Origin of the sequence: Acinetobacter sp. YH01022, assembly GCF_013420235.1 — a bacterium.
Taxonomy (GTDB): Bacteria; Pseudomonadota; Gammaproteobacteria; order Pseudomonadales; family Moraxellaceae; genus Acinetobacter.
In genome coordinates this window covers 17,116-43,753 of the sequence record NZ_VOYP01000027.1, presented here as the reverse complement: position 1 = coordinate 43,753, position 26,638 = coordinate 17,116, and the positions used below count along the sequence as shown (strand labels likewise).

The following is a 26,638-nucleotide window of genomic DNA, read 5'->3' as shown; positions in this document are numbered from 1 at the left end:
ATTCCACAACGCTGGGTTGTGGAAAGATCATTTGCTTGGTTAGAAAAATGCAGAAGGCTCTGGAAAAACTGTGAAAAGCACCTAAATACGAGCCTTCAGTTCATTAATTTAGCCTTTTTAAGGCTACTTTTGCATAGAAAATATTCTGGATAGGTTCTTAAAAAATATTCAGCTGATTTTACAGTCGGGTAGTTTTAGTAGCACCTATAAATTTGCGTTGCTGATTAGCCTAAGCCGATTAGCTATTGAAAAAGGTAAAGATTCAGGTGAGAGTCTATCAATCGAATATACGGATATTGCTGAAAAATTTATTGAGCTATATTGGAAGCAAGCAGTGCCATATACCTTTAATGATGAAGGCCAACTCATCTTAAATCAGAATAATGGTAGGCAAGCAGCCATTGTGAATAGAATCATTCAGCTTCGAAAGAATTATTCTTCTTTAGGGTTGTTAAGAAGGGACTCATTAGTGTGGTTGAAGCTAGTTAAAGATGTCGCTCGCACTGTAAAAGACATGCCAGTCCGTTATCTGCAAAACATCAATGGTCAAAATTTTGAGTTTTTATATCAGCTTGATCGGTGTGGAAAGCAGCTCATCCTTTTGCCTCAAGTCATGTTTTGCTTACGACAGTTCAGTGAGATCATTGAAGAACTTTGTCAGAAACGTTGGATTGACTATATCCGTAAGAACAGCAGCAATGCACCTATTTTGAATCAGTTGCCGAATCTTGAACAATTCATGTTTGAGCCGAGTCGGAACCAATTAAATGCTGTGGCTAATGTGTTGGTCGAGCTACAGGACTGTAAATGCTTCTACTGCAATAAACCGATGCGCAATGGCAATTACACCGTTGATCATTTCATTCCATGGTCTATGTATCCATCAGATACAGGTCATAACTTCGTGTTGGCAGATTCAAGCTGTAATTCTAAGAAAAGTAATCTACTCGCATCTGATGAGTTTTTGCATAAGTGGCTAGAGCGTAATGAAGAACAGGATTTGATTATTGTGGATCGGATATCTGTGTTGGGATTTCTGACCGATAAAGAACGCTCACGTAAGGTGGCTGAGTGGGCTTATGCACAGGGTAAAGAAAATAATTATTTGATGTGGATGGGTGCAAACAGCAAATAAATTATGGCTCCCCTGAGATTAGACTAAAAATCCAATTGCTTTAAAAATACCGTCAAAAATGTTTACTGTATATTTGCTGTAGGGTAATCTTAGAAATCTTATTTATTGACTGATTGGTATATGACGACAGATAAGCATGAAGTCCTGCTACGAATGCGAGCCATCGAGCTGCTTGCTTACTGGGAAGGTCGTTTGGTTACCAATCGTTTGATGAGCTGGTTTGGGCTGAGTCGACAGCAGGCTTCTGCGGATATCAAGCGCTATAATACGCTGTATAACCCCGATGCCTTGATTCATGACCCCTCCGTCAAGGGTTATGTGCCTAAAGCCAGCTTCCAGCCTGTACTGACTACAGCTCATATCAATGAGTATCTCAATATGCTCTCGGGCTTGGTCAGTGAATCACATGCCCTGATTGCGACACCAGAACCGAATCTCTCAGCGGTCCAGTTACCCGATCGCAGTGTGCGTCCTGAAGTCATCAGGGAGGTGTTGCGTGCCTGTCGAACACAAGGCTGTCTCAAAATTATTTATGCCTCCATGCAGAATCCGCAGTGGCATGAGCGCATGATTTCCCCGCATACCCTGGTGTATACCGGCTTCCGTTGGCATGTCCGTGCCTATTGCCATCAGAGCAAGCAGTTTAAGGACTTTTTACTCTCCAGAATTGATCGCACACCTGTTGCGGTGGCGATTGAGTCAGTAGACCCTGCTCAGGATCAGCAATGGCATGAAGAAATCATGCTGACGCTGATGCCCAATCCCAAATTGAACCCATCACAACAAGCCCTGGTCGAAAAAGACTTTGGCATGCCAGAGGGCAGATTACAGATTTTGGTCAAAAAAGCCCTGGCTCACTATACCTTGCAGCGATATCAGGCTGCGATCACGCTGGCTGAAGCAGATGATGCCTTGAAATATCCCTTGGTACTACAACGTTCAGATATCGAAAAACTGTCGTCTTATCTGTTTGATCAGGCCTCATAGGAGATTGGCCATGTTAGAACAATTTCATTATGACAGTGACCTGATTGGTGGTTCACTGATGGTGCGTGAAAGTCGGTTAATCGCGGATCTGTTATTGCGTGAGGCGACTCCAGAACAATGGCATCAGGCGATTCAGGTGGACAATATTCTGCAAAAAAGAACGCCTGCTTCAGCTCAACGCAATGCCACCGCTATTCGTAAGCGTCTGGAGCGCTTGGAGCCTGATTTCTGGAAAGCACTACGTGATGGGGATGATGAGCTGGCGACCCAGGTGGCTTTTTGTGGCGCATTGGAACGCAACCTGTTGCTGCTTGAGTTTATGGAAACGGTGATGAGGGATGCCTATATCTCCCAGGCGCAACACTTGGACAGTTATATCTGGTCAGATTTTTTGGATGAACGCTCACAACGCGATCCGGATATCTGTGATTGGAAAGAGTCCAGCAAGAAAAAAATGGGGCAGGTGGTGTTTCGCATGCTGGCAGAAGCCGGTTACTTAAAAAGTACCCGTAAGCTGGAGTTGCAGCGTGTGATCGTCAGAACAGAGCTGCGTAGCCTGTTGGAAGAACATTATAAACAACGCATTAAAAGATCTATGGAAGTGTCGCTATGGACGCGGTAGTTGTAGAGGGGCAGCAATGAGTCAAACAATACATGAGCGTCTGAACCAGATTCCAGAGCGAATTCTTTCCACCGAGTTTCTCACCGGGCAAGGACTGGGCAATGAAATTGGCTTCTGGATTTTTGATTATGCACCTGAAGATGAGTTGAAAGTGCGCGAATATCTGCATTTTCTAGACGGGATGCTGGAGAAAAAACACAGTCAGCTGAAGGTGGTGAATATCAACCTGCTGCAAGCCGTGGTGGATTATCTGGCTGAGCGTAACTTCATCGATAAAGCCATTCAAATGCAAAAAGCCAAAGGCGATGAGGCGCTGCTCAAAGCGCTGAAAGGCCCACTGCATATGGATAAGTTCGCGCCCTATCTGGTGAGTAAATATGCCACCAATGCACAAGATATTGTGTTGATGACTGGGGTAGGGTCGGTTTGGCCACTGTTACGTGCCCATCACTTATTGAACAGTTTGCATTCGTTACTGGGGCATAAGCCAGTGGTGCTGTTTTACCCAGGTTATTACGACGGTCAAGCGATGAGTTTATTTGGAAAAATTCCAAGCAATAATTACTACAGAGCATTCAGATTAGTGCCTTAAACACGGCAAATAGAAATAAAAATTCGGGGGAATTGATTGAGATGAACATTAAAGAACTTTTTTACAAGCCATTAGATCGTGCGATTAACGGGGTCGTAAAAGCAGACCAGAATGACAATACTACGGTTTATCAGGAACTCGATGAGTATGTGGTCACCAATGAACTGGAAAAGCATTTTCGGGACTTTTTCCAGTCTTATGGCACAGATCTAAGCGATCCTTCGATTGCCAACCGAGTCGGTGTGTGGATTTCAGGCTTCTTTGGTTCAGGTAAATCACACTTCCTGAAAACCTTGTCATATATTCTGGCCAATAAAGTGGTACGTGACGCGGAAGGTAACGAACGCAGTGCTGCAGAATTCTTTGATGAAAGCAAAATCCGTGATGCGTTTATCCGTGCGGATATTGGCAAGGCCGTTAGCCATCATGCCGATGTCATCCTGTTTAACATCGACAGTAAAGCCAGTTCCAATGATGACGGCAATCCGATTCTGAATGTGTTTTTACGCGTGTTTAACGAGTATCAGGGTTTTAGTGCTGACCATCCACATATTGCACATATGGAACGTCACCTGAGCCAGAAAGGGGTGTATGAGCGCTTTAAACAGGCGTTTGAAGAATCTAGCGGCATGTCTTGGCTAGAGGAGCGTGACGGTTATCAGTTCTATCAGGATGATGTCGAAACCGCGATTTCCCAGGCCCTCAATTTATCCGCTGAAGCTGCACACAAGTGGTTTGAGGATTCTGAGCAGACCTTTAGTGTTTCAGTGGAAAACTTCTGTCAGTGGGTGAAAGAATACCTGGACAGCAAAGGACCCCAGCAACGCATGTTGTTCTTGGTCGATGAAGTGGGGCAGTTTATTGGCAGCGATACCCGCTTGATGCTGACACTGCAAACCATTACTGAAAACTTGGGTACGATCTGTAAAGGCCGCGCTTGGATTATCGTCACCTCGCAGGCAGACATCGATGCTGTTTTAGGTGAGATGTCTTCTTCAAAAGCCAATGACTTCTCCAAGATTGCTGGACGTTTTAAAACCCGTTTATCGCTGTCCAGTTCCAATACCGATGAAGTTATTCAAAAACGTTTATTACGTAAAACCCCGGAAGCTGAAGCACTGCTCAGATCAGTGTTTGAGCAAAAGGGCGATATCTTAAAAAACCAGATCACCTTTGACCGTTCAGGCCCAACACTCAAGAACTATGAGGGTCCAGACAGCTTTATCAATAACTATCCTTTTGCGCCGTACCATTTCCAGCTGGTGCAGAAAGTTTTTGAAGAAATCCGTAAAGTCGGTGCGACCGGTGCACACCTAGCCTATGGTGAGCGTTCCATGCTGGATGCCTTCCAGATGGCTGCCAATGCGATTGCCACAGATGAAATCGGTGCACTGGTTCCTTTCCACCGCTTCTATGCCTCAGTCGAAGGATTCCTGGATACTGCAGTGAAGCGTACCATCGACCAGGCAGGGCAGAATAAGACCCTGGATGGTTTTGATGTGCAGATGCTGCGCACCCTGTTCATGATCCGCTATGTCGATATTATTAAAGGTACGCTGGATAACCTGGTCACTTTGTCGATTGAAAAAATTGATGAAGATAAGCTGGCATTACGTAAGCGGATTGAAGAAAGCCTGCTGCGCCTGGAAAAAGAGAGCCTGATTACCCGCAATGGTGATGAGTTCCTGTTCCTGACCAATGAAGAACGCGATATTACCCGCAAAATTAAAGCCACTGACTTAGCAGCTTCAGAAGAAAATAAAGCATTAGCCGAGTTTGTTTTTAAAGATTTACTGCGGGATCAGAACAAATACCGCCATCAGGCCAATAAGATGGACTATCAGATTGGACGTTTCCTGGATAGTCATAGCCTGGATGGCAAGTATGAGAGCGATTTAAAAGTTGAGATCATTTCTCCACTGGATACTGAATATAACCTCTATACCGAAGCTTTCTGTATTGGTAAAAGCGCCGAGGCCGAAGGGCAAGTGCTGTTTAAACTGGCAGACGATAAACAGTTTTTTAATGAGCTGCGCACCTGGCTGAAAACCAATAAATTTATTCGTTGGAATGATGATGGCACCCAATCGGATATCAGCCGTATCTTGGCAGACCGTGGCCGTGAAAATCAGGAACGTAAAAAACGCCTACTTGCTCGAATTGAAGAGATGCTATTAGATGCAGAGAGTTATGCCCTAGGGCAGCATCTACAACTTTCATCTTCAAGTCCAACCACCAAGCTGGATGAGGCTTGTCGTTATTTGCTGGAAAACACTTATACCAAACTGAGCTATTTGCAGGTCTATCAGCAGGATGCCTGGCGTGAACTGAACGCCGTCTTGACTGTGGATGATATGGCGCAGCTCGGGTTGTCTCTGGATGGCGGTCAGAGCAATCCCAAAGCCCTACAGGAAGTGGAGCAGTACATTGCACTGCGGGCCACTGGTACAGAGCGTATTCTAGTCTCAGATGTGATAGATCGTTTTGCCAAACGCCCTTATGGCTGGCCAGATGCCGAGATTTTATTGCTGGTAGGTCAGCTGGCGGCAATGGGGCGGATTTCATTGCAATTAAATGGCGGCAGCTTACAGTTAAAAGATGCCTTTGAGCCTTTACAGAACAGCCGCCGTCGCCGTGATGTATCGATCATTAAAAAGCGCCAAACTGATGATCAGGTATTGAAACAGGCGCGCCAACTCACCCAAGAACTGTTCTCGGCTATGGGACCAGCGACAGAGAAAGAGCTGTTTGAATTCTATTTGCAGCATTTTAAGACTTGGTTAGCTAACTTTAAGTCCTATAAGAGTAAAACTGATGTCGGACAGTTCCCAGGCAAGAAAGTGATTGAAAAGTCGATTCTGACTTTGGAACGTCTGCTGGCCAATAGCGACAGCTTCGATTTTTTTAAGGCCGTGGTTGAGAACAAGGACGACTATCTGGATCTGGAAGAAGATTATCGTGACATTCATGAATTCTTTAGCAACCAGATGCCAAGCTGGCAACAACTGCAACAGGCTATACGTCATTTTGAGAAAAACAAACAGGCACTGGGCAGTGATGATGTGGCAAAAAAAGCCCTCTCTGAATTACATCGTATTGCCACCCTCGAATCGCCTTATGGCCTGTTAAATAAAGTCGCTGATTTAGTTCGTACAGTGGAAAGCGTCAATGAGCAATTGCTGACTGAGAAGCGCAATCAGGCGATAGAACACATTGATGACAAGATCAAGCAGCTGGAAGCCGAGATTAAAAACAGTGGTATTGCCACCGCTGAGCTGAGTAACAAGCTACTGCGTCCGCTGCAATTGCTCAAAACGGATATTGAAGTGGAAACTAGCCTGTCCACCATCTATATGCTGCAAACCCAAACCGCCGTGGAGCGTTTTGATGAAGGCTTGTATGAGTTGGAAAGCGAAGTTCAGGCGGAAATCCAGCGTCAGGCCAAAGCGGCACAACTGGCTCAGAGCAAAGCAGAGCGTGTAACCAACACTGCAACCACCGCCAGCCCAGTTACATCAACACCTGCTGCGAGTCCTGTAAAGCCTGCGATCGCGGTAGTGCCACCGAAACCAGTGGTAGAAGTTGATGTTGCTAGCATTTACAGCAAAAGCTCCAGCAGTGTCTATCTGGAAACAGAAGAGTCAGTGGATCAGTTTGTAGACGCACTCAAAGCTGAACTGAAAAAAATCGTGAGTGATAAAAAGCGTGTGCGTATCCGCTAACTCGGGTTAGGGATATCGGCATCAGTCATTAATTAAAGGTTTAAAGATGAATACCAGTCATATTAAAAAATACGCACCGCAAGCACGTAACGATTTTATCGCAGCGATGCGCAAGCAAGCGGCCAAATACGGCATCACCGCAGACCGCATTTTACCGGCAGAACAGAAAGGCGACTTGCTGCTGATTGGCGATCAGGTTTTTCCGCTATCAGTCATGAAACCACGTGACAAGCTGATCAAGCGCATTCAAACCAGCAGTTTTGAGCAGACGATTGATTATATCGCTTATAGCTGGTTTAACCGTCTTTGTGCGATTCGCTACATGGAATGCAAAGGCTTACTGGATCATGGTCGCCGTGTGCTCAGTAGTGCAGATGGCAGTGCAGGCTTGCCACAGATTCTGGAAGAATGTCTGGATATTGACCTACCAGGTTTAAATGCCAGCCGTGTGGCTGAACTCAAGCTGGATGGCAATAAAGACGAAGAACTGTATCGGGAGCTGTTACTGGCTCAGTGTCATGCGTTGAATCAGGTCATGCCACTCCTGTTCGAACAGGTGTCTGATGAATCTGAACTACTATTACCTGACAATTTGACCAAAACCGATTCGTTGATCCGTGATCTGGTCAGCAGTATTCCAGAAGAAGACTGGTCGGATGTGCAGATTATTGGCTGGCTGTATCAATTCTATATTTCTGAAAAGAAAGATCAGGTGATTGGTAAGGTTGTTAAAAGTGAAGACATTCCTGCAGCGACGCAACTCTTCACTCCAAACTGGATTGTAAAATATTTGGTACAGAACAGTGTTGGTCGTTTATGGCTGATGGCACAGCCTGACAGTACGCTTGCCAGTGAGTGGGAATACTATATTCAACCAGCGGAACAGACCGATGAAGTCAATGCACAGTTAAAACAGCTGATTAATGTCCGTATCAGTGAAGATGGCGATACTTTAAACCCTGAAAGCATTACGGTACTAGATCCGGCTTGTGGTTCGGGGCATATTCTGGTGGAAGCTTATGACTGCTTAAAAGCGATTTACTTAGAACGTGGTTACCGCAGCCGTGATATTCCACGGTTGATTCTGGAAAATAACCTGTACGGGATTGATATTGATACCCGTGCTGCACAGCTCTCCAGTTTTGCGCTGTTAATGAAAGCGCGTGAGGATGACCGCCGTTTATTTAGCAGTCCACTGAGGCTGAATATTATTGCGTTACAGGATAGCCAACCTGAACGTTTAGAAGCATTCAGTCAGGATTTGGCCAGTACCGGTATTGCGCAGGCAGATTTAAAAGAACTGTTGGATCTATTTGAACATGCTTCGACCTTTGGTTCTTTGATTCAAATCCCTCAAACATTCGCTAAAAAGCTGTCTGATTTAGAAACCAAGCTGAATGCAGCATTAGAGTCAGGAGATATTTTTGCACAGCAGTCAGCACAAGAGTTATTGCCTTTAGTACAACAAGCTAAATTACTGGCTCAGCAATATGATGCAGTGATTGCCAACCCGCCGTATATGGGCGGTAAAGGAATGAATAAAGCACTGAAGGATTTTGCGAAAAAGCAATTTCCAGACAGCAAGTCAGACCTATTTGCCATGTTTATTGAGCGTGGCTTTGCATGGTGTAAGGACAGTGGCTTCAACAGCATGGTGACCATGCAAAGCTGGATGTTCTTATCGTCTTATGAAGCGATGCGTGAAAAGCTACTTTCTAATAATTCTCTTGTAAGCCTAATTCAATTACCTTATGACGGCAAAGGTCCAACAGCTATGGGAATTAGCTTTGGTATTTCTGTTTCTATTCTTCAGAAAAATAAAATTAATGGATTAATTGGGGATTTTGATTGCTTTAGGTATTTTGAACTCACAGAAGATGGCATCCCAAAACAATTCCCTAGTCTAAATGAACGTAATGTAAAAACTAAACCAGACGACTTTAAGAAGATTCCTAGTAGCCCAATCGTATTTTGGGTAAATGAAAAAATTCATAATATTTTTCAGAAACTTCCAAGTTTTGACAGCTTGGCTAAGCCAAGACAAGGGATGGCTACAACAAATAATGATCTATTTGTAAGGCTATGGTTTGAAGTTTCAAGAACCAAAATGAAAACAGATGCTTTATCTGAACAAGATGCTAAATCTAGTAATATGAAATGGTTTCCATATGATAAAGGTGGTGAATTTCGTAAATGGTTTGGAAATAATGATGCTGTTGTTAATTATGAAAATAATGGCTATGCAGTTTGTAAGTACATTGATGATACTCCAGATGCAAAAGTTGGATCTAATGGTCGAGTAATCAACAGAGATAAATACTTTCAAAAAGGTATTACTTGGTCCTCAATTTCTTCAGGAAAACTATCAGTAAGATTTACAAATGAAGGGCATATATTTAGTAATGGTGGCTCTAAATCATTTAGTGATAGCGTAGATTACCTACTTAGTGATTTAGCATTTTTAAACTCTGTAGTTAGTGAGTATTTACTTCAGTGTATTTCTCAAACACTTAATTTCAATCAAGGTATTATTGCAAAATTACCTTTAAAGAGAGTTTTAGATTCTAGGTTGATAGCTAATCAGTTAGTAAGATTAAGTCAAAATGATTGGAATTCTTACGAAACATCTTGGGACTTTATAGAAAACCCATTGATTCGTACTCATCAACCAAATTTAAGACAAGCATTTAATATATGGCAAAAGCAAAATGCTGACGCCGTGGCTGAGATGAAACGTCTGGAAGAAGAAAATAATAAGCTGTTTATTGACGCTTATGGCTTACAGGACGAACTGACACCAGATGTACCGGATGAGCAAATCACGCTGACCCGTGCCAACCGTGAAAAAGACAGCCAGCGTTTAGTGTCTTATGCAATTGGTTGCATGATGGGACGTTATAGCCTGGATGAATCAGGTCTGATCTATGCCCATGCAGGCAATCAAGACTTTGATGCCAGCCGTTATCAGAAATTCCCTGCCGATGCAGACGGCATTATTCCGCTGACCGAAATGCACTGGTTCGAAGATGATGCCACCCATCGTATCCAAGAGTTCTTAACTGCAGTGTGGGGTAAAGATACACTGGATACCAATATGCAATGGCTGGCTGAAAGCTTGGATAAAAAAGCCAGTGAAACGGCTGAAGACACGATTCGCCGTTACCTCGCCAGCAAGTTCTACAAAGACCATATGCAGACCTATAAAAAGCGCCCGATCTACTGGTTATTCAGCAGCGGTAAACAGGGCGCTTTCCAGGCGTTGGTGTACTTGCACCGCTATAACGAAAGTACCTTGGCACGTATGCGTACCGAATACGTCATGCCGCTGATTTCCAAAATGGCTGCCTATGCCAACTCTCTGGAAACAGCAAAAGAAAGCAGTGACTCTGCGGCTGAAATTAAGCGCATCGAGAAAAAACTGCAGGAACTGCATAAGCAACAGGCTGAACTCAGTAGCTTTGAAGAAAAACTACGCCATTATGCCGATCAGCGTATTACTTTAGATCTGGATGATGGGGTGAAAGTGAACTATGGTAGGTTTGGGGACTTGTTGGCTGAAGTCAAAGCGATTACGGGGGAGAAATGATGAATACTTTTTCTCCGGTACTAGACCTTGATGAGGTCGTTGCATGAATTTAAGTCAACTACAACAAGGTCTGGAACAAGCCTTTTATATTGAACAGCACCGGATTGTCTTCTGGTACGATGCGGAACAGTCCTTTAACGACGAAGTACAAGCGTTAAAGCTGAATGATGTCCAGATTCTGAATATGGCAGAAGAGTCGAGTCTGGCGATCAAGCTCAAACTAGAACTGCAAGATCAGCAGGGTAAATACTTGCTGTATTTCCCTAGCCCTGAGCCTGAAACCGAAAAAGACTGGTTACTGGACATCAAGCTCTATTCACGCAGCTTCTATGCCGATCGTTTCTCGATTATTTTCAATGAGCTGGGTTTACAGCAGCAGAGTCTAAGAGAACATCTGGCCAAACGTGAAGAATTCCTTAAAGCCAAAGCCCGTCTGAGTACATTGAAACGCTATATCCAGCCTGATGCAGATGAACAGGATCTGGACATGGCCATGATTGCGGCTGTGGTCAAGGCTGACAGTGCCGAGCTGATGCATATTGTCCTGGCACTGGCAGATGAAATGGTACAGCAGAATTTGGCTCTGGAGGTGAATCCGGAATCCTTTGCTGAACTGGAAAAGTTCCAATTGGTGCCAGCTTTAGTCACAGCATTACAGACGGAAATTGGTTATCCAGCATCGGTTGAAGAGTTGAATGGGGAAGCACCATTCAAGCTCGGTACGTTCTTTATCCGTTTGATGACTACAGGTTTCTGTGAAAGCCTGGGCGATATACCGCTATGGGCTCAAGAACTGGTAATGTCTTCTGTCAGCTCCCGTGCAACAGCCAGAGCCTTTTTGTCGCGCTGGAGAGACAGTTCCAAATACTACCCAACCTTCGATACACTCTCCCAGACCGTGGCAAATGCACTGCGGATCCAGGAGAAGGTCGGGGCCTTTGATCTGGAGCAGCTGCTGGATGTCATGACTTTTGAAGTGATTGAACAAAAGATCATTGTCGATCTGGCCAGCCAGATCCCTGCAGCAACCAAAGCTGAACTGGAACATTTCAGAACGATTATTTCTACCCGTCTGGATGGCTATTGGGCTTCCAAACATAAGGATGATGCAATACGCCGTAAATATCGCACGATCTATACAGCGTTGCAGGCAGCCATTGACCTGTTCAGTCTGCGACTACAGTTTGATGCCGGTTTCTATTTCGACTCTAGCGAAGCCTTGTATAAAGCCTACGAGCAGGAGCTGTATCGTTTTGATATGGCCTATCGCCATTACAGTGCAGCCTCTCAGCGAGCGCATGTCGATATCCTGAAAAAACTCGATGAAGAAGTCGAAAATTGCTATTCCTACTGGTTTATTGATCACCTGGCACGAAACTGGGGAGATCGGATTGAAGCTGAGCAACGCTTGAATGTCTGGAAAGTGGCAGATATCCCAAATCAGCAGAACTTCTACGATACCCACGTCAAACCCTTACTCAATTCTGCAACGAAACGCCGTATCGTGGTAATTATCAGTGATGCTTTCCGTTATGAAGCTGCGGTAGAGCTGCGTGATCGTATCAATGAAAAGCGTTATTCTGAAGCGACATTGTCTTCACAGCTGGGCGTTGTCCCAAGTTACACCACACTTGGCATGGCCTCGTTGTTGCCGCATCAGACTTTGGAGTACAAAGAGGCCGCAGGTGATGATGTTTTAGTAGATGGGCAGTCCAGCAAAGGGACTGCAGCACGATCCAAAATTCTGGCTGCCTATAATGGATTGGCGGTTACCGCTGAAACGGTAAAAGGTTGGTCGCGTGATGAAGGCCGTGAAGCACTCAAAGACCATGAGCTGATTTACGTTTATCACAACGTGATCGATGCTCGGGGAGACAGTGCCTCTACAGAATCAGAAACCTTTATGGCGGTGGAACATGCCATTGAAGAACTGACCGAACTTAGCCGCAAAATTTTAATGCACTTTAATATTTCCACCCTATTGATTACAGCCGACCATGGCTTCTTGTTCCAGCAAAGTAAACTGGAATCTGCGGATCGTTCAAGCTTGACTGAAAAACCGACCAATGCATTGAAGAGCAAGAAACGCTATGTGATTGGGCATGGTTTACCAGAGAGCAAGGAAGCATGGAAAGGCTCAACCCAAGCTACGGCAGGTACACTATCTGCGACTGATTTCTGGATTCCAAAAGGGGCGAACCGTTTCCATTTTGTGGGAGGCTCACGTTTCGTACATGGCGGAATCATGCCTCAGGAAATCGTAGTGCCTGTACTGACAGTAAAACAGCTGCGTGGTGAAAAGGCTGGACAGCGGACCAAGCGTAAAGTTGAGGTCATTTCTACCAAATCCACGCTGAAGATGGTCAATAACATCCAGAAGTTTGATTTGATGCAAACCGAAGCTGTCAGTGAGCTGGTCATGCCAGTGACTTTATCCATTGCCATTTATGATGGGGATCTTAAAGTTTCCAGTGAAGAAACCTTGACTTTTGATAGCAGTACCGACTCTGTTGCCGATCGGGTCAAACAGGTCAGACTGTCATTATCCGGTACTGATTTTGACCGTAAGAAGGATTACTTCCTAGTGCTGAAGGACAAAGACCTGAATATCGAAATGCAACGCTATAAGGTCACCATTGATCTGGCATTTACCGATGACTTCTCCTGATAACGAATTAACGATAGAGCGTAGCCTACATGGAATCTGCTAACGATAAAGAACTGGATCAGCTGCTGAATGAACACTTTGCTGGGCGGGTGGTACGTAAGGATCTGACTAAACTGATCAAAGAAGGGGCAAATGTCCCTGTCTATGTACTCGAATACCTGCTGGGGATGTACTGTGCCTCGGATGATCCAGAGATCATTGAACAGGGACTACGTAACGTAAAGACCGTACTGGCTGAGAACTACGTCCGACCGGATGAAGCCGAGAAGGTGAAATCCCTGGTCCGTGAACGGGGCAGTTATAAGGTCATTGATCGGGTGACTGTAAAACTGAATGAGCGTAAAGACAAATACGAAGCATCATTTAGTAATCTGGGCATCAAAGATGCCGAAATCTCGGCAGGCATCGTCAAAGAGTATGAAAAATTACTTGTTGGTGGTATCTGGGTCATTGCTACGCTCAGTTACTATTTTGAAGAAGGACAAACCAATTCTCCATTTGGGGTGAGTTTACTCAAGCCGATTCAAATGCCGAATATGAATATGGATGAACTTTTCAGTGGCAGAGCAGCATTAAGCACTGATCAGTGGCGCGAGAGTTTAATCCGTTCGATCGGCATGGAACCGGCTTCGTTAAAAGAGGACGTGCAATGGCACCTATTAGCGCGTATGGTTCCGTTCGTTGAAAATAACTATAACGTTTGTGAACTGGGACCACGCGGTACCGGTAAAAGCCATATTTACAAAGAGTGTTCACCGAATAGTATTTTAGTCTCCGGTGGACAAACCACCGTGGCCAACCTGTTCTATAACATGAGTAGCCGCCGTATTGGTCTGGTGGGGTTGTGGGATGTGGTGGCTTTTGATGAAGTTGCCGGTATTTCCTTTAAGGACAAAGATGGCGTTCAGATCATGAAAGACTACATGGCCTCAGGATCTTTTGCCCGTGGTCGTGAACAGATGGAAGCCTCAGCTTCGATGGTTTTTGTGGGTAATATCAACCAAAGTGTGGAATCTCTGGTTAAAACCAGCCATCTCTTGGCGCCGTTCCCTGAAGCAATGATCGATTCAGCATTCTTTGATCGCTTTCATGCCTATATCCCGGGTTGGGAAATTCCAAAAATGCGTCCGGAATTCTTTACTAACCGTTATGGTCTAATCGTTGATTATCTGGCTGAATTCTTCCGGGAAATGCGTAAGCGTAGTTTTGCGGATGCCATTGAGAAGTACTTCAAGCTAGGGAATAACCTGAATCAGCGCGATGTGATTGCCGTTCGCAAGACGGTTTCTGGATTGATGAAGCTGCTCTACCCACATGGTCAATTTAATAAAGAAGATGTACGGCAATGCCTGGAATATGCACTGCAGGTGCGCCGTCGGGTCAAAGAACAGCTGAAGAAAATTGGTGGTATGGAATTCTATGATGTTCATTTCAGCTACATTGATAATGAGACGCTCGAAGAACATTTTGTATCAGTCAAAGAGCAGGGTGGTGGCGGACTGATTCCCGAAGGTCCAGCCAAGCCAGGTTTCTTATATACCATCGGGCTCAGTAATAAAGGCATGCCGGGGTTATACCGGTTAGAACTTCAAGTGACCAAAGGTTCAGGAAAATTGGCGACATCAGGCTTATGGAATTCAAGCAGTGCCAAGGAGCAGGTCAAGATCGCATTTGACTACTTCAAGGCCAATGCATCCAGAATATCGGGTGGCAGTAAGGTGCTGGAACATGACTTCCACTTACATGTGGTTGAATTACAGAATACCGGGCCGCTCAGCCATCTTGCCTTACCAAGTTTAGTGGCGTTTGCTTCTGGCCTATTAGGACGATCGGTACAAAGTCAGATGGTGGTACTGGGTGATATGAGTCTAGGTGGCTCTGTGACTCCGGTGGAAAGTATTGCCGAATGTCTGCAAGTAGCTTTTGATGCAGGTGCCAAGAAGGTTGCCTTACCAATGAGTAGTGCGGCAGATATCCCTACGATTCCTGTGGAACTGTTTACCAAGTTCCAGACCAGCTTTTATGCAGATCCGGTGGATGCGGTATTTAAAGCTTTGGGTGTGGATTAAGTTGATTCTGTATAAATCAATTAAAGAGAAAAGCTTTTGAAATGATTAGGAAATATGAATCACATGAAGGATTTAATAACAGCTATTTTGGTTAAACAGCCCAAACTTACTGCTAGAGAAATTGCCAAAACTCTTGGTATTGAAAAGAAAGAAGTGAATGCTTTTTTATATCAAAATCAAGATATATTTTCACAAGATGAAGCCTTTTGCTGGTCTTTAGCTATAATTCCGTCAGTTAAAAAATTAGAAAGACCAATGATGAACTCTGAACTTGAATTAAATGATATTGTTAAAAATAAACTGATTCAATTGTTGGATTATGTATCTCATCAAGCTGAGGATACTCAAAAAATTCAATATGAAATGAGTGGTAATAGATTTTATTCTCATGATCTAGAAAAACTTCGTGGCTTAAAAATTCTGAATGATGACGATTGGTGGTTCCAAATTGAACGATTACAGCTTCAATCGATGCCGAAACCATCTGAAATACTCTCTTCCTACATTCATGTAGATGCCGAAAAAGAACCCACTGTTAATTTTTCTAGTTTAAATAAGATTGTATCTTTCAAAAAAGTTCATCAATTCCGCTTGCCCTACAGTAGCGTGGCATGTGATTTGATTACTAAAATTGACATACTTCAGGAGCTGTTCAAAGAATTCGAAAGCTATCAAAATATTTGGGAAGATTGGAAACAAAATAACGATGAGATTAAAAAATCTATTGTTGTTTACGACAAATTATTCTCATGGAATACAGCGATTAATTTAGGTGGAACAGGTGATGGTGAAGAAATTGTTGCAGGCTTTGGCTTAGTTGACTGGGTACTTCCAACGACTCAAAAATCTTATTCATATCCTCTTATGACTATCCCGTTAGAAATGGAGATAGAAAAAAATGGATTAATACGTGTAGGTGCCAAAGATACACGTATTAATATAGAAATGGATGCCATCTTATTAGAGGATGATCTGCCTACTTCAGGACAAGTAAAATTAGCTTTAAAAGAAAACTTAAATAATGGTCGCTCATTACGCCTATTTGAAGGCGAAACTTACTCTGATCTAGTTGATGCCTTCGTCGCGAATATTTTTTCAAAAGGAGCAATTGTTGAGGCAGAAAATAGGGCTATACCATCTAAAAGTCTAGCGGTGACATTAACATCAGTATTGTTTAGTCGTCCTAAAAGGAATTCTATTTTAAGTGATGACATTGAGTTATTAAAAACTAAACTTAATGACCCTTCAGTGGCTATACCTGAACAACCTTTATCGTTAGTGACAGAATTAAAAAGCGATATTAATCAAAAAGAGACTTATAGTTTTAGGGGGCGTTCTGGTACTGAAGGATTCGGATCAAAAGTTGAAGAGCTTTATTTCCCGCTGCCTTATAACAAAGAACAAATTACTATTGTCCAGAATCTGCTAACCAGCAGTGGTGTAGTAGTGCAAGGTCCACCAGGTACAGGTAAAACACATAGTATTGCCAATATTATCTGCCACTATTTGGCGAATGGTAAAAAAGTACTGGTAACTGCACAGCAGTCACATGTCCTTAAAACAGTACATGAAAAGATTCCTGATGAATTAAAGCCTTTAGTAGTCAGTCGCATTGGTTCAAGCAAAGAAAGTAAAAATCAGCTTGAATCTTCAATCGATTTGATTGTGCAAAAAATTACTCAAATGAATGTTGCAGAGGTTCGAAAAACGATCGAAGTTCTAAAACATCAAATAGATCATAACCATCATGAAATGGCTTTGATTGATCGAGAAATATATAACTTTGCAGAAAAGCATTATCAGAATATTGAGGTAGATGGTAATAAAAAATTACCTATGGATATCGTGAAAACGGTATTAGAAAGTAGAGCATCCTGCGAATGGTTTACCGACCAATTAACTTTGGAGGAAAAAGACCAGTTTCCTTTTTCCCAGATTGAGTTGATTCAATTGAGAGACTCAAGGAAGAAAATAGGTACAAACTTACCATACATAAATTATGGACCTCTGCCAGCTCCTGAAAAGCTGTTAGATTCGGCGAGCCTGAAGAAATTAAGTGAGTTCTTAAAAGAAAAAGATGAGATTGAGGAATTCTTAAAGCAAAATGACCTACATAATTTCAAGGAAACTATTTCTGAATCAGAAATTAATGAGCTAAGAGATTGGTTGAAGATTTATCTAGAAGATCTAAACTTTGTTCTTGATCATGCAGAACCATGGTTATTGAGCTATTTCAAGAAGATAAATGCAGAAGATAAGGCTATGGAACTTGATATCTATAGTAACCTTATTCAAGAAGTTCAGCCTTTATTGGAATACAGGAAAACGCTACTAATTGATCCCATAGAGCTGAATTTTGAGATACAACCAAACTCAAAAGAATATCAAGCTGTTCAACGTGCTGTTGATACAGGTAAGCCATTTAATTGGTATCATTTTGGTACTGCTGAATTACAAGACCTTTTTAAGTCAATTAAAGTTTCTGGAAAATATCCTGATACATCAGATGAATGGAAAAGACTTAAAGAATATCTTGATAGAAAGCAGACTCTTAATATCTTTATGAGCAAGTGGAATAGTATTGCCGCACAATTAGACATTCCTTTAATTGAGTTAAATAATCGTAATATCGATGAAATATTAAAAGAGTTCACGCAGCTCATCAGTAGAACCCAAAAATGCCTAGATTTAAAAAATAAATATTTGGATCAATTTAATGCGAATTATTTAAAAGTTTTTAAGAGAGCTAAATCTTTTGATTTCTACGGATTACCTAAAAATATTGATGACTTGATTCAATTGTTAGGGCAGAAGTTAAAAATATTTAATTTAGAAGTCTATCAACAACAACTGGCTGATCAAATCCTTTATTTATCAGAGTTTGGTAATAAGATATCAAATCAGTTACAAAAAATTGTATCTCAGATTGATTCCAATTCATTACATGAAAGTGAACTTGGAGAGTATGCTGATCTATTAAAAAAATTATCACATTTAAAAGATCTAACTGAGGATTTTGAAAGAGTTAAATCCGCCAGTATTAGATTGAGTAAAACAAATGCTTTGATTGTTAGTAAAGACATTCTTGAAATTCCGTACGCTGAAGAAATTGAGGATCCTGTATTACGTAATACATTGCTAGAGGCTTGGGAATGGAAACGTCTTGAGATTTTTGTAATGGCCATTAGTAATACAGGTCAAATTGAAAATTTGTATGAGCGCCGTCGTATTCACGAGAAGAATCTATCACAAAATTATGCTCAATTGGCAGCAAACAAGACATGGCTGGCATTAAAGGAAAATGCCTCAGATAAAATTTTAGTTGCATTACAGCGTTATAAAATTGCTGTACAACACTATGGAAAAGGGACAGGTAAGAATGCTCCACGTTATAGAAAAGATGCTCAAGTAGCCCTTAAAGAGGCAACAGCAGCTATTCCTTGCTGGGTCATGTCACATCTTCAGGTATCTGAATCTATGCCTGCTGAATTAGGCCTCTTTGACTTAGTGATTGTGGATGAGGCATCACAATCATCAATTGACGTATTACCTGTTTTAATGCGTGCTAAAAAATTATTAGTAGTGGGGGATAATAAACAAGTTTCTCCGAGTAATGTCGGTCTAGCAAGTGCTCAAATTGATGTATTAAGAAATCGTTATCTACATGGTCAGCCACATGCTGCATATTTAACACCAGATATGTCTTTATACGACATGGCTTCTTCTATCTATGAGTCAAGTGTGATGCTTCTAGAGCATTTCCGCTGTCATCCTGCGATCATTAGTTACAGCAATAAAAACTTTTATGGTAACCGTATTAAGCCAATGCGATTATCGAAGAAATCTGAGCAGTTAAGTCCAGCTTTAGTCGCAATTTATACACCGCAGGGGTATAGAGAATCTAAAAATAGCAAACATATTAATCGAATAGAAGCGAAAGCAATTATTGAGGAAATGAAACTTCTTCTTAAAGATGAACGATACACGAATAGATCAATCGGTGTGATCTCATTGTTGGGACCGGCGCAGGCTGAGTTCATTCAATCAGAAGCTTTGAATGAATTTGGTGCAGGTACTCTTACCCAAGTTCAATTTGCTTGTGGGGATGCTTCAGCATTTCAGGGTGCAGAAAGAGATATTATTTTCTTATCTATGGTAGCAGATCCTCAGAATTGTCATGCTTTGAGTCGATCCGATCATGAACAGAGATTCAACGTGGCTGCAAGCCGTGCTCGTGAACGGATGTATCTCGTCCATTCCGTGAGTCGTGATCATATATCTCCAAAAGATCTAAGGCTGAATTTACTCAATCATTTTTATGATTTGCAAGAAGATCAAAAAGCATCATTTGAAGCAAAATTAGACTTGTGTGAATCGGAGTTTGAAAAATCTGTATTTACGACACTTCATGAAATGGGTTACACAGTTACTCCACAGATTAAGGTTGGAAGCTATCGAATCGATTTAGTCGTTGAGTCAGATGGTGATCAGCGTTTGGCTGTTGAATGTGATGGTGATAGCTATCATGGGCCAGAACAATGGCATGATGACATGACTCGTCAACGTGCTTTAGAACGCGCAGGATGGACATTCTGGAGATGCTTTGCATCGAGTTGGTCCATTGAACGTGAAAATATGATTATGTCATTAAAGGAAAAACTTGATGCAATGGGTATAAAACCTACACATGGAATGAGTAGCTTAATTCAAGATGTAGAACACAAAGTGTGGGTAGATGACGAATCTGAAATGAGTGCGGAAAGTGACATCGACAAAGATTTGTTAATTGTTTAATTGTACTAGCTTGTATTTAAATGGATTCGCTAGCGGACACTTACCTAACTAAAGATTACAGTAGTAATCTTTAGTTCCATATTGATTGATCTCTCAGAAAATTATAGTAGGTAGCGAAGAATGAAACACACAGTTAAAACGAAGACTTTTTAGTTATTTGAGGTTGTAAATAATTCTGTGTAAATACAGTTTTAAAAATACTTTGTTACACGCTCTTAAAACATGATACTAAAGCGATTCATGGCAGCTTTCCAATTCTGAATGGGCATCGTCCATTTTTTGCTTGCTGCCATAATTGCTAAATATACCACCTTTTTTCACGGAGTCATCAGTTGGGAAGATTTTTCTTTTCTTGGTTGCATGGCGGATAACGCTGTTCAATGATTCAATCGCATTCGTCGTGTAAATCGCTTTGCGAATATCCATAGGATAAGCGAAGAACGTGTTGAGATTCGCCCAATTCGCTTGCCATGATTTGCTGATCTGCGGGTACTTGTCATCCCATTTCTGTCCAAACTCAAGATTGCATAAAATTACATCTACAAGAGATCAGTAAAGTTGTGCCTGTAGGTCGTCATGCATTGGTTGTGCTGGATGGAGCATTATGGCATCAAGAAAGCTACAATTTACCCAATGTGACGATCTTAAAGTTACCGCCTTATTCACCAGAGCTTAATCCGATTGAGCAGGTTTGGCAGTACATCAACCAACATTGGCTATCCAATAGGTGTTATGCAAATTATGAAATAATTGTGGAGGCAGCTTGTCAGGCTTGGGGTAATTTTTCAAAGCAGTTAGCTCTGGTGAAATCCATAACAGCACGGAATTGGATAAAACTTTAGTTATTGGGTTTGGTGTGAAAACTATCTGGAAGAAAATCCTCAACCATCCAATCGCAGGAATGGTTACTCTGGCAAGACCGTAAAATCATCCTTCGATTCATTTGAGTTGGAAACATCTCGTGATCGTACCGGTGATTTTGAGCCTCAACTCGTCAAGAAAAACCAAACTCTCTGAAGAGATCGACAGTAAAGTCATTTCGCTACTTGCACTCGGCATGAACTACCGTGATATTCAAAAACATATTGCGGATATTTATGCACTGGATATTTCCGAGGGTGCCATTACCAATATTACAGACAAGCTGAAATGGCGTTGGATGAGCTGAAAGCCAAATAGCGTGATAAATACGAGAAAGTCATTCGTTCATGGCGTGAAAAATGGCATTTGCTTAGTGCCTATTTCAAATATCCGAAAGCGGTTAGGAAGCCGATTTATACCATCAATGCGGTTGAGGCAGTACATCGCGAATTCAGGAAACTAACCAAAACTAAGGGAGCTTTCCCAAATGAAAATAGCCTGCTGAAATTGCTATATATTGGCATTCAACAGGCTTCTGAAAAATGGACAATGCTCATTTAGGTTCAACGAGAGCATCCTCTCAAACGATTACTTGTGCATTAGATCGTTTACGAATGAGCCATGCTTATAGTGTGACATTTGATAATGGCAAGGAATTTTCCGAACACAAAAGAACTACTGATGCCGACATAGAGACGTATTTTGCTGATCCCTCTAAATCTATTTAGCGAGCTAGAAATGAAAATACGAATGGTTTAATCCGTCAATATCTGCCAAAATCATCATCGGTTGATGACGTGTCAAACGAACAAATAGAGCAGATAGAATTTGCATTCAACCATCGTCCTAGAAAAACACTAGGTTGGTATACACCGAGTGAAGTTATGGCTGGTTTTTATACTGTTGCACTTGCCGCTTGAATCCGCCTGATAATAAAAGATTATCTTTCAAATAATCATGTAATGGAACTTTGAGGATATGTTAGACCAATACCCACTTAATGCATTACAAGTGCTGCTAAATAAGGCAAAAACTTATAAATTAGATATGCGGGAAAAGAATTTTTTTGACACAGCTAGTCGTAAGTATTATGAAAATCCAACGACTGAGCTCCTTTCTTTTTTCTTAAATCCTTTAGAAGTCCACAATTTAAATACTTTATTTTTTAATGGATTAATTGATTGCATTGCAAAGAATGTCAATAAAGACCCAGCAACTTTTGGTGAGTTCATATCAGTTGAAACTGAAGTATGTACATTAGATGGAAAACGTATTGATTTAATTATTGAAACTACAAAAAATTTAATTATTTTTGAATGCAAGATTTATCACATTCAAAACAATCCTATTGAATCATATATCAAATATGCAAAAAAACGCGTTCTCAATACCTTATTAAAACCACTGTACTTTGTGTTATCCATCGATGGAGTAAGCGAGTTCCAAGAAGACTCCTGGAATGGCATTAGCTATGAAAATTTGGTTTATGCTGTAAATAACTTCATACCATCTTACAAAATTGATATTAAAAATAAATGGTTTACTTTTGCCAAAGAATTCCTCAACCATCTTACTAATTACTATTTAAAGCCGTTAAATATGGACAATTTCAACTTCATTAAAGATAATGCTTCTGAAATTCAGAAATTATTTCAAATTTCTCAACAGGTATTTTCACAAATTAATGATCACATAATTAGAAGCCTACAAACTGAATTACAAGAAAAATTTTCCATTCGAAATTACCGGCCCACTTACTACAATGGCGAATCAGAATATTGGTTTTGTAATGCGTCATTAGCTGATTCGCGTTGGATTTGCCCTACACTTGTTATTAATACCTCAAAAAAGGATTTGCCTTGTGAAGTACATTTATGTATAGAAGCTAAATCAGTAAACGATGACGAATTCTTACAGGCTTTTCACAATCAATTTTTAAACTTTAAAAAACAAGAAAAAGAAAGTATATATGGGGGTATTCCTTATATGAGATATACGTACTCAATTGCCGCTTTAGATATCTCAGAGGTCTCTAACCTGATTACAGCTATTAACCAATTAATTCTTAAATTTTACCCTGTGAAATATAATGAAGAAAGTCACTCTACTACAAACTGATATTACCACTTTAAATGTGGATGCCATTGTTAACTCGGCCAATAAGTCTTTACTAGGTGGGGGTGGTGTAGATTATATCATTCACAAAAAAGCTGGTGCAGAGATGCAACAGGAATGTCACCTGATTCATGATGACATAGGTGGCTCTCTTCCTAATGGTCAGGCTGTAGTTACCACAGCTGGTAATTTACCTGCTAAATTCATCATTCACACAGTTGGGCCTCGCTGGTTGGGCGGCTCAAAAAATGAAGCCGAAGAACTTTGTAATGCTTATCTAAACAGTTTAGTCAAAGCTAATGAAGTTCAAGCAAAAAGCTTATCATTTCCAAATATCTCAACTGGTGTATATAACTATCCAAAACAGGAAGCTGCAGAAATTGCAATTGGTACTGTGCTGTCAAGCCTACCTAGTTTTGAATATATCCAGCATGTGTATTTCATCTGTTACGATCAAGAAAATTACAATATTTATGCGTCTATTCTGTCCAACTTGGACGATCCAAAAATCCAAATTAATATGTCAGCTCCGCCTGGGTGAAAAAAGCGGCTGCTTTACGTAGAATTTCATTGGCACGCTTTAATTCTTTAATTTCACGTTCCATTTGCTTCATTTTTTCTTGGTCAGATATCTGTTGTACTTTGGCAGGATTTAGTTGATCCAGATGCTTTAAATACCAAACACGCAATGTTTCAGGAGTACAACCGATTTTAGGAGCAATAGCTGTGATTGCTGCCCAAGTAGAAGGATAATCTTTTTCAGATTCAATTAGTAATTGAACCGCTCTTTCTCTGATTTCGGGGGTATAGTTTGGTTTTTTCATCGGGACACTACGCTTTGCTACGTCTTGAGAAGCAATGCTTTTCATCTCAGAAAGTTTTATCTCCAATAAACCCGGTACGGTTCAAAGTTCATCACAGGACTCCAAGATGACAATATGGATTTTATTTTCAGTCTTTCTTGGGATTTGTTCTAAAGTTTTAACTGTAAATAATATAGGGTTTAGTCCATCTTCAAATGGCTTATAAAAATCAAGAGAAATTTTATTATTTGTATAAATAACAATATCTTGCAATGTATTAGAAGCTGTATGGGTCATGTTCTATAATGGTAATCAAAATTTGTAAAAAGGTTTTATTCATAGCATGAATGATGTAATAAAGATACTTGTAAACCAAAATTATAATTCAGTTTATATCGTTGGAGATCTTCACGGGTCTTATAGTCTTCTAATGCATGAGCTTCATCTAAATAATTTTGATTTTGAAAATGATCTACTGATCTGCACAGGTGATCTCATCGATAGAGGTAATGAAAATTTAGAATGTATTTCATTACTCGATCAAAAATGGTTTTTAACTGTGCGCGGTAATCATGAAGAAATGTGTATTCGAGGGCAGTATGATCCTAAAATGAAAGACATGCATGCAAGGAATGGTGGAGCATGGTTTTATAGACAATTTCAAAAGACGCGACAGAGAATTGTTGATCGTTTAACAAAGTTACCTTTAGTGATTGAAGTTGAGCTGAAACATAAAAAGGTAGGTGTTGTTCATGCCGACATTGATATTCATGATTGGAACATTTTTAAGGAAGATATTGTCAAAGGTGACTATAAAATTCCAGGTATCGTATCAACATATTCAAATGCACTTTGGGGTAGGGGGAGAATACGTAATCATTCAAACCAATATGATATCGTCGAAAATATCGATGAAATCTATTTAGGTCATACGATCGTAAAAGAACATACGAAAATCGATAATTGCCATTATATTGATGTTGGTTCCTCTTTTACCAAGAAACTTTGTATTGTAAAAATCCAATGAACTTGGTGATGTGGTAGGGGTGTTTGGTGGTGAAAAAAAGTTTAATTGATTAAAAAAACAACATTTAAATCATGTATCCTAGCTTGTATCCTGTAATTTTAAAAAATTAATTAGTTTAATAAAAACAATAGGGTAGGTGATAGTTCTCGTCTGTCTGGGCCCACCATATAAAAAAACCACTTACGTGTACTAGGGCGTGTCCTCATTTGAAGAATTGGTTTTAAATACTTAAAATCCTGCTTTAAGCTCTTTTCATTTCTATATTTTTTCAATGGCACGTACTCTTCTCACCGATGATATTTGGCAGCAAATTCAAGATACTATGCGATTACACGGTTGTTACTGTTCAAAAAACAGTAGAAATATCATGGAAGCCATTTTATGGAAACTACGTACGGGTGCGACATGGCGTGATATTCCTCAAGAACTTTGCCCTTGGCAAACTGCTTACAATCGCTTTAATCGCTGGGCAAGTAAGGGATTATGGGATAAATTTTTTTTAGATTACGAGGCATTCTGGATCAGGAATGGGTATTCATTGATGGAAGCTACATACGCGTGCATCAACATGCAAGTGGAGCTCGGCATGGTTTCGAAAGAGCAATTGGACAATCACGCGGTGGACGAACAACAAAAATACATCTTGCAACCGACGCGAATGGATTACCGATTGATTTTAAAATCACTGGGGGTGACGTCCACGACAGTCAAGTTGCAAAACAACTGATTGATATTGTAGGCGAGGCAACTTATCTTATTGCTGACAAGGGGTATGATGCTAAGCACATTAGAATATGTGCCAACAAGAACAAGAACAAGAACAAGAACAAGAACAAGAACAAGAATATGATTCCCATTATTCCATTGAGATCAAACAGTAAGAGATCAAATAAGGAATTTGATAAATATCTATATAAATTAAGACATTTAGTTGAAAATGCTTTTGCGAGATTAAAACATTTCCGTGCTATTGCAACTCGATTTGATAAACTAGCACGCAATTATAAATCTATGATCCGTATAGCCTGCATATTTATTTGGTGCAAAGCCAAATGAGGACATGCCCTAAAAAAGAATGAGATAACTTACTCAAAACGCTTTACTCCAAAATCACTTTCAACCTTATCTAGTGAGAATTTTACTTTCCTATAGGTTTTTTCTGATAAAAAGTTAGTTATATGGCGAATATAAGTCATAAAATACCTGATGTTCGCTATATAGCTAATATTATGGTTGGGAGTGAAGTAATATGGCTTCTAGAAAAGAAATAGGGCAAGCAATATGCTCTGCAAGAAAAAAGCTAGGCTATACACAAAAAGTAGTTTCAGAAAAATCAGGAGTCCATAAAACAACAATTTCTGAAATGGAAAACGGTCGTTTCACCGGCTCTTTTGATTTGTTTGAAAAAGTACTTAATTGTGTAGAGTTACAATTTCAGGTTGTGCCAAAAATGCGTAAATTTCCGCACTGGGATGAAATTGAATCTTTATTTAAAGAAGATGATGAATAAGGCAACCTGTTTAGAAAGTTTCAAATCTATTGTCTTGAAGCTAATTCAAGTTTTCGTGAGCAGTACTGATAAATATTTGGTGGTGTTTCAAAATGTATGCTGCTCATTTTAACACCACCTTAACACTGTATATACAAAAAATTATCA

At 40.8% G+C, this 26,638-nt stretch carries 17 protein-coding genes and 4 pseudogenes; 18 read left to right on the top strand and 3 right to left on the bottom strand.

The features are described 5' to 3' along the window. The 10 genes from FTT87_RS10830 to FTT87_RS10785 all read left to right on the top strand — a co-directional run. Positions 1-153 (top strand): transposase (locus FTT87_RS10830; RefSeq protein ID WP_180042419.1); only part of this gene is annotated, 153 nt, incomplete at its 5' end. Continuing rightward, positions 134-1,135, top strand: coding sequence for an HNH endonuclease signature motif containing protein (locus FTT87_RS10825; protein WP_180174854.1), 1,002 nt, complete (start codon positions 134-136; stop codon positions 1,133-1,135). The genes FTT87_RS10830 and FTT87_RS10825, both read left to right, overlap by 20 nt. Before the next feature lie 120 nt (positions 1,136-1,255). Continuing rightward, on the top strand, positions 1,256-2,122 hold the full coding sequence (locus tag FTT87_RS10820; protein WP_180174853.1) for a WYL domain-containing protein: 867 nt from the start codon (positions 1,256-1,258) through the stop codon (positions 2,120-2,122). Positions 2,123-2,132: 10 nt separating this feature from the next. Next, positions 2,133-2,744, top strand: a complete 612-nt coding sequence (locus FTT87_RS10815) for a DUF1819 family protein (RefSeq protein WP_180174852.1) — start codon at positions 2,133-2,135, stop codon at positions 2,742-2,744. A gap of 16 nt (positions 2,745-2,760) precedes the next feature. After that, positions 2,761-3,336, top strand: a complete 576-nt coding sequence (locus FTT87_RS10810) for a DUF1788 domain-containing protein (RefSeq protein WP_002010699.1) — start codon at positions 2,761-2,763, stop codon at positions 3,334-3,336. A gap of 41 nt (positions 3,337-3,377) precedes the next feature. Beyond that, entirely contained in the window at positions 3,378-7,058 is a 3,681-nt protein-coding gene (brxC, locus tag FTT87_RS10805) for a BREX system P-loop protein BrxC (protein ID WP_180174851.1), read from the top strand. 46 nt (positions 7,059-7,104) lie between these two features. Beyond that, positions 7,105-10,644, top strand: coding sequence for a BREX-1 system adenine-specific DNA-methyltransferase PglX (gene pglX / locus FTT87_RS10800; protein ID WP_180174850.1), 3,540 nt, complete (start codon positions 7,105-7,107; stop codon positions 10,642-10,644). Between the two features lie 43 nt (positions 10,645-10,687). Continuing rightward, entirely contained in the window at positions 10,688-13,312 is a 2,625-nt protein-coding gene (gene pglZ / locus FTT87_RS10795; protein WP_180174849.1) for a BREX-1 system phosphatase PglZ type A, read from the top strand. A 29-nt stretch (positions 13,313-13,341) separates the two neighbouring features. Further along, positions 13,342-15,381, top strand: a complete 2,040-nt coding sequence (brxL, locus tag FTT87_RS10790; RefSeq protein ID WP_180174848.1) for a protease Lon-related BREX system protein BrxL — start codon at positions 13,342-13,344, stop codon at positions 15,379-15,381. A 63-nt stretch (positions 15,382-15,444) separates the two neighbouring features. Continuing rightward, positions 15,445-20,175 carry an AAA domain-containing protein gene (locus FTT87_RS10785; protein WP_180174847.1) on the top strand — a complete coding sequence of 1,577 codons (4,731 nt, stop codon included), beginning with the start codon at positions 15,445-15,447 and terminating at the stop codon, positions 20,173-20,175. Positions 20,176-20,390: 215 nt separating this feature from the next. Here the strand turns inward: FTT87_RS10785 and FTT87_RS10780 are convergent. After that, positions 20,391-20,679, bottom strand: a pseudogene (locus FTT87_RS10780) (transposase); the annotation flags it as partial. 56 nt (positions 20,680-20,735) lie between these two features. Between FTT87_RS10780 and FTT87_RS16045 the strand changes: the two are divergent. The 5 genes and pseudogenes from FTT87_RS16045 (at position 20,736) to FTT87_RS10755 (ending at position 23,692) form a co-directional block, all read left to right on the top strand. Next, positions 20,736-21,017: a transposase gene (locus FTT87_RS16045; protein WP_180112245.1), complete on the top strand. Its 282-nt coding sequence runs from the start codon at positions 20,736-20,738 to the stop codon at positions 21,015-21,017. A 16-nt stretch (positions 21,018-21,033) separates the two neighbouring features. Further along, a pseudogene (locus FTT87_RS10770) lies at positions 21,034-21,594 on the top strand (transposase); the annotation flags it as partial. Continuing rightward, positions 21,591-21,956 (top strand): annotated as a pseudogene (locus FTT87_RS10765) (IS30 family transposase); the annotation flags it as partial. The pseudogenes FTT87_RS10770 and FTT87_RS10765, both read left to right, overlap by 4 nt. Positions 21,957-22,014: 58 nt before the next feature. Then, the gene (locus FTT87_RS10760) at positions 22,015-23,154 is read left to right on the top strand and encodes a PD-(D/E)XK nuclease family protein (protein WP_180174846.1); all 1,140 of its coding nucleotides are present in this window, start codon (positions 22,015-22,017) and stop codon (positions 23,152-23,154) included. After that, on the top strand, positions 23,126-23,692 hold the full coding sequence (locus FTT87_RS10755; RefSeq protein ID WP_180174845.1) for a macro domain-containing protein: 567 nt from the start codon (positions 23,126-23,128) through the stop codon (positions 23,690-23,692). The genes FTT87_RS10760 and FTT87_RS10755 overlap by 29 nt, the downstream gene beginning before the upstream one ends. Here FTT87_RS10755 and FTT87_RS10750 read toward each other — a convergent pair. After that, positions 23,691-23,975: pseudogene (locus FTT87_RS10750) on the bottom strand (transposase); the annotation flags it as partial. The gene FTT87_RS10755 and the pseudogene FTT87_RS10750 overlap by 2 nt on opposite strands. An 81-nt stretch (positions 23,976-24,056) precedes the next feature. Beyond that, positions 24,057-24,251: a hypothetical protein gene (locus FTT87_RS10745; RefSeq protein WP_257230579.1), complete on the bottom strand. Its 195-nt coding sequence runs from the start codon at positions 24,249-24,251 to the stop codon at positions 24,057-24,059. Between the two features lie 46 nt (positions 24,252-24,297). Between FTT87_RS10745 and FTT87_RS10740 the strand changes: the two genes are divergently transcribed. From FTT87_RS10740 to FTT87_RS10730, 3 genes are all read left to right on the top strand, one after another. After that, on the top strand, positions 24,298-24,981 hold the full coding sequence (locus tag FTT87_RS10740) for a metallophosphoesterase (RefSeq protein ID WP_104851830.1): 684 nt from the start codon (positions 24,298-24,300) through the stop codon (positions 24,979-24,981). A gap of 271 nt (positions 24,982-25,252) precedes the next feature. Continuing rightward, a protein-coding gene (locus FTT87_RS10735; RefSeq protein ID WP_373423518.1) for an IS5 family transposase occupies positions 25,253-26,037 on the top strand; the annotation gives its coding sequence in 2 pieces (ribosomal slippage) (positions 25,253-25,487 and positions 25,487-26,037; 786 coding nt in all). 193 nt (positions 26,038-26,230) lie between these two features. Beyond that, a complete protein-coding gene (locus tag FTT87_RS10730) occupies positions 26,231-26,491 on the top strand; it encodes a helix-turn-helix domain-containing protein (protein ID WP_086194876.1) in 261 nt (86 codons plus the stop codon). The last annotated feature ends 147 nt before the right edge of the window (positions 26,492-26,638 follow it).